This is a genomic window from Pacificibacter sp. (assembly GCF_039769035.1).
Taxonomy (GTDB): Bacteria; Pseudomonadota; Alphaproteobacteria; order Rhodobacterales; family Rhodobacteraceae; genus Celeribacter.
The window spans coordinates 1-4,870 of record NZ_JBDMZG010000144.1; the positions used below are offsets into that span (position 1 = coordinate 1).

Below are 4,870 nucleotides of genomic sequence, written 5' to 3' on the forward strand. Positions count from 1 at the left end.
CGCGGCCGTAAACCAAAGTGGATGGTTGAAGCCATCGCAAGCGGCCGCTCACCCGAAGACTTTGCAATTTAGCAGCCGTCACTAAGAACTAAGACCGCGACTTACCCAGCGCCTGAACCTTCATTCAAGCCAGGCCAATAGTCGCGGTCACACACCTAAGGCGCGAACTAGCCCCACCTAGCGCGGCCAAGGACCTATCACAGGTGTATCCGGGCCTTATGCTTGATGTTGGCTGGCTCAACACGCAAGACCGATTGGTTGCGGGCGCGAAGTAAATTAAGTAGGTCCCAAAGCGAGATTAAGCGCTGAGTATGGGACGCACATTATGAAACTACGCAAGGCCGTTTTTCCTGTGGCGGGGTTTGGAACACGCTTCCTTCCAGCCACAAAGGCAATGCCAAAGGAATTGCTGCCCATCGTCGACAAACTCCTCATCCAGTATGCGGCGGAAGAGGCCATTGCTGCCGGGATTGATACACTCATATTTGTCACCGGGCGGAATAAGCGCGCAATCGAAGGCCACTTCGACAACAATCAAGAGCTAGTGATCGCCTTACGCGCTAAGGGCAAAAATGACCAAGCGTATATTGGTAATATTATTGCCTTCTTAGAGGCTTGCATTGTAACAGAGCAGAAATACGGCGTTTATAATTATGTTGATACGCCTTATCTAACAATGAATAAGTTAGTTTCTCAGGTGAGAGCCAAGCTGAAGGGTAAAGAGGACGTTGGTCTGCGTTTGCCGTACTGGTTAGGCCTAATTGTGGGTTATACAGCAGATTTGGTCGCAAAAATCAGTGGTAAGAATTTACCGGTGAGTTCAATTCGTGTGAAGAAATTCGCTTCAACGACGGAGTTTTTGAGCGCAAAAGCGAGCTTAGAAAATTTTCAAGCCCCATTTATGTTAAGTGATGGCGTCAAGCGAATGTTACAAAGTGAATTCATTGCACCTGATCCAGAACGTGAGATATTTTTTACGGAGTGAATGTTCAATGAAATCTGTTCAAACGCATTTATCCCGGCTTGAGGCTGAGGCGATTGAGATTATGCGCGAGGTTGTGTCAGAGGCCGAAAATCCAGTTATGCTGTATTCGGTTGGCAAGGACAGCGCAGTGATGCTGCATCTGGCGAAAAAGGCGTTTTATCCCTCTCCCCCTCCGTTTCCGCTGATGCATGTGGATACAACTTGGAAATTCCAAGAGATGTATAAATTGCGCGATAAGGCCGCGCAAGATGCGGGGATGGAATTGATCGTGCATCAAAACCCCGAGGCTAAGGAAAAGGGGATTAACCCATTTGATCATGGCGCATTGCATACGGATATGTGGAAGACCGAAGGGCTGAAACAGGCGCTTGATAAACATGGGTTTGATGCGGCCTTCGGGGGTGCGCGCCGGGATGAGGAAAAATCGCGCGCCAAGGAACGTGTGTTTTCCTTCCGTACCGCCCAACACAGATGGGAACCCAAGGCACAGCGCCCAGAGCTTTGGTCGCTCTATAATGCGCGTAAAGCCAAGGGCGAAAGCATGCGTGTCTTTCCATTGTCCAACTGGACGGAATTAGACATCTGGCAATACATCCATTTAGAAGAAATTGAAATCGTAACGCTGTATTTTGCGGCGCCACGTCCGACTGTGGAACGCGATGGTTTAATCCTAATGGTGGATGATGATCGCTTTCCATTGGAAACTGGAGAAGAGCCTGTCATGCGCTCGATCCGATTTAGAACACTTGGGTGTTACCCCCTAACGGGCGCTGTGCAATCTGAGGCAGCGACCCTAACTGACGTTATCCAAGAAATGCTTTTGACAACAACATCCGAACGACAAGGCCGCGCGATTGACAAGGATCAAGGCGCCTCGATGGAAGTCAAGAAACAGCAAGGTTATTTTTAGGTGGTGCGCGATATGACAGATCAAGTTTATAAAACTGACGCGCTGATTGCGCAGGATATTGATGCCTACCTAGAAAGCCATCAAAACAAATCGCTGTTGCGCTTTATCACCTGTGGATCGGTGGATGACGGCAAATCAACGCTAATTGGTCGTCTGCTTTATGACAGCAAAATGATTTTTGAAGACCAACTTGCTCAGCTGGAAGCGGATAGCAAAAAGGTCGGCACACAGGGCCAAGAAATTGATTTTGCGCTGCTGGTCGATGGATTGGCCGCAGAGCGAGAACAGGGCATCACAATTGATGTGGCCTACCGTTTCTTTGCCACCGAAAAGCGAAAGTTCATCGTGGCGGACACACCGGGACATGAACAATATACGCGCAACATGGTCACGGGTGCCTCCACAGCGGAATTGGCCGTGATCCTGATAGATGCGCGCAAGGGTGTTTTAACGCAAACGCGTCGCCACAGTTATTTGTGTCACCTGCTTGGCATTAAAAACATCGTTTTGGCCGTCAATAAAATGGACTTGGTCGATTATGATCAGACCACGTTCGATGCGATTGTTGCGGATTATACCGAATTTGCAAACAGCATCGGTATTACGGAATTTACCGCCATCCCAATCTCTGGGTTCAAGGGGGATAATATCGCGGCCCATTTTGATGCGACCAGTTGGTACAGCGGTCCAACACTGATGGCACATTTAGAAAGTGTCGATCTGGATCAAAATACAGGTGCGGCTCAAGAGTTCCGCATGCCCGTTCAGTGGGTGAACCGACCCAATTTGGACTTCCGCGGCTTTAGCGGCAAAATTGCAGCAGGCACCATAAAGCCAGGGAATGAGGTGCGCATTCTTCCCTCTGGTAAAACCAGCCATGTAGATCGCATCGTGACATACGATGGTGATTTGGACAGTGCGACGGCAGGTCAATCCATCACACTGACGCTAAGTGATGAGGTGGATTGTTCCCGCGGTCAGGTAATCACAACCGCGTCTGCCCCGCTTGAAGTGGCAGATCAATTTGAAACCACCCTGGTTTGGATGGATGAAGAGGCGCTGATCCCAGGCCGTTCATATTACCTGAAAATCGGGGCGCAAACCGTCTCTGCAACGGTGGCGGAACCCAAGTATCAGATCAACGTCAATACGATGGAACACGCGGCGGCCAAAACGCTTGAGCTGAATGCAATCGGTGTGGCCAACGTCACAACAGACCGCGACATTCCATTTGCGCCATATGCAGAAAATCGTATTCTAGGTGGTTTTATCCTGATTGATAAAATGACGAACGCCACTGTGAGTGCGGGCCTGATCAACTTTGCCCTACGTCGTGCACAAAACATCCATTGGCAGCCAACCGACATCACGCGAGATCACCACGCAAATCTGAAAAATCAGAAACCTGCGGTTCTGTGGATGACGGGCCTATCAGGATCAGGGAAATCAACGATTGCGAATGCGGTTGAAAAGAAACTTGCACGCATGAACCGTCACACATTCCTGTTGGATGGGGATAATGTGCGCCATGGCTTGAACAAGGATCTTGGCTTTACCGACGCGCATCGGATTGAAAATATCCGCCGTGTGGGTGAGGTTGCAAAAATGATGACAGACGCGGGTCTGATCGTGATCACGGCGTTCATCTCGCCCTTCCGGTTCGAACGGCAAATGGTGCGGGATATGATGGCACCCGATGAATTTGTTGAAGTGTTTGTAGACACACCCCTGTCCGTCGCAGAAGAACGGGACGTCAAAGGCCTTTATGCCAAGGCGCGATCTGGTCAGCTCAAGAACTTCACAGGGATCGACAGCCCATATGAGGCCCCAGAGACCCCAGAAATCCACATCGACACAACCACAATGTCAATCGACGATGCTGCAGAGCAGATTATTCAGAATATTCTTTTATGAAATTGCGATCTGTTTCTAACCACTTAGGCTTCATCAATCCGCTACTGTCGTTAATACTCGGAGTCTGTCCTCGCAGCTGAGGGACGAAGTTCGCAGCATTCTTATTCGAAATGGAAGTGCCCCTAATTTTCAGATGGAAATTCGGGAGTTCAATTCGCAGTGTGCGTATATAACCACTGACGGTGCGTCGAGGAGTTCAGCCAGTGCGATAGATGCCACGAGCTTTGTAATACCTATTGATGATAAGGGTACGAGCCTACGTGAGATACTTGCAGCATCAGGTATAGCTTTCGACGATAGCGTAATTATTCTGATAAAGGTTCAGCGAGGTGGTGAGACGTACTCTTTCCGGTTAGCGGATTTGCTCGCTGACAACGCTCCTAGACTGCTCATCCAAAACGACGATCATGTTTTTATTCAAACATTAAAGTACTTACCGGGTAAAGTTTTACTGCTTGGTGGAGTGACTCCAACGATTGTTCCGGTCCAGCCTGAGCTTCGTGAAACTTTAGCCGATGTCTTATTTGCAGAAGATGGTCCATTAGCTAACCAGTCGGCGCAACGTTCGGCCGTTTACTTACTCCGGGGCCGAAAGCCCGTTCAAACCTACCAAATTGACCCACAGGATCCTGTTTGTGTGCTCGTAGCAAATGAGGTTGAGTTGCGTCCTAATGATATTGTGTTTGTTGCCGAGCAGCCAATTTCTACGTTTAATCGCACGCTGGCAAACATAGTGCCTTTGCGTAACTTGTTGAGAAGCCTAGACGAAAGCTAAGAAACTTTAGCTCAAGGTTTTGTTACTTGAGTTGCCGATATTATCTTCTGGAGCAGACATCGGCTTATCGTAGTTGTTCTCAATAGAATTTAGGCCAAAAAATACATTTTAATGTGAAGCGTCAGCTGACATACAAGGCTGTCAGGTCCTTACACATTGGTGCTGAAGAAGTACGGATCCTTACAGTTTGCGAGAAGTTCAAATCCTAACTGAGCATGACGCATTCATTGCAACACCTTCAGGCCGCACAGCTCATTGGGCTATCACGGGCCTGCACTGGAAAGCA

At 48.9% G+C, this 4,870-nt stretch carries 3 protein-coding genes and 1 pseudogene; all 4 read left to right on the forward strand.

Annotation, left to right across the window (positions count from 1 at the left end; genetic code table 11):
* Positions 1-325 precede the first annotated feature (325 nt).
* A pseudogene (locus ABF287_RS12395) lies at positions 326-574 on the forward strand (sugar phosphate nucleotidyltransferase); the annotation flags it as partial.
* Between the two features lie 418 nt (positions 575-992).
* Positions 993-1,895 carry a sulfate adenylyltransferase subunit CysD gene (gene cysD, locus ABF287_RS12400; protein WP_347185317.1) on the forward strand — a complete coding sequence of 301 codons (903 nt, stop codon included), beginning with the start codon at positions 993-995 and terminating at the stop codon, positions 1,893-1,895.
* A gap of 12 nt (positions 1,896-1,907) precedes the next feature.
* Entirely contained in the window at positions 1,908-3,809 is a 1,902-nt protein-coding gene (cysN, locus tag ABF287_RS12405; RefSeq protein ID WP_347185318.1) for a sulfate adenylyltransferase subunit CysN, read from the forward strand.
* Positions 3,810-4,170: 361 nt separating this feature from the next.
* Positions 4,171-4,584 carry a hypothetical protein gene (locus ABF287_RS12410; RefSeq protein ID WP_347185319.1) on the forward strand — a complete coding sequence of 138 codons (414 nt, stop codon included), beginning with the start codon at positions 4,171-4,173 and terminating at the stop codon, positions 4,582-4,584.
* Positions 4,585-4,870: the final 286 nt, after the last annotated feature.

Excerpts from the sequence above, each read along its gene's own strand:
- cysD (WP_347185317.1), top strand. The coding sequence starts at position 993 with ATGAAATCTGTTCAAACGCATTTATCCCGGCTTGAGGCTGAGGCGATT.
- cysN (WP_347185318.1), top strand. The coding sequence starts at position 1,908 with ATGACAGATCAAGTTTATAAAACTGACGCGCTGATTGCGCAGGATATT.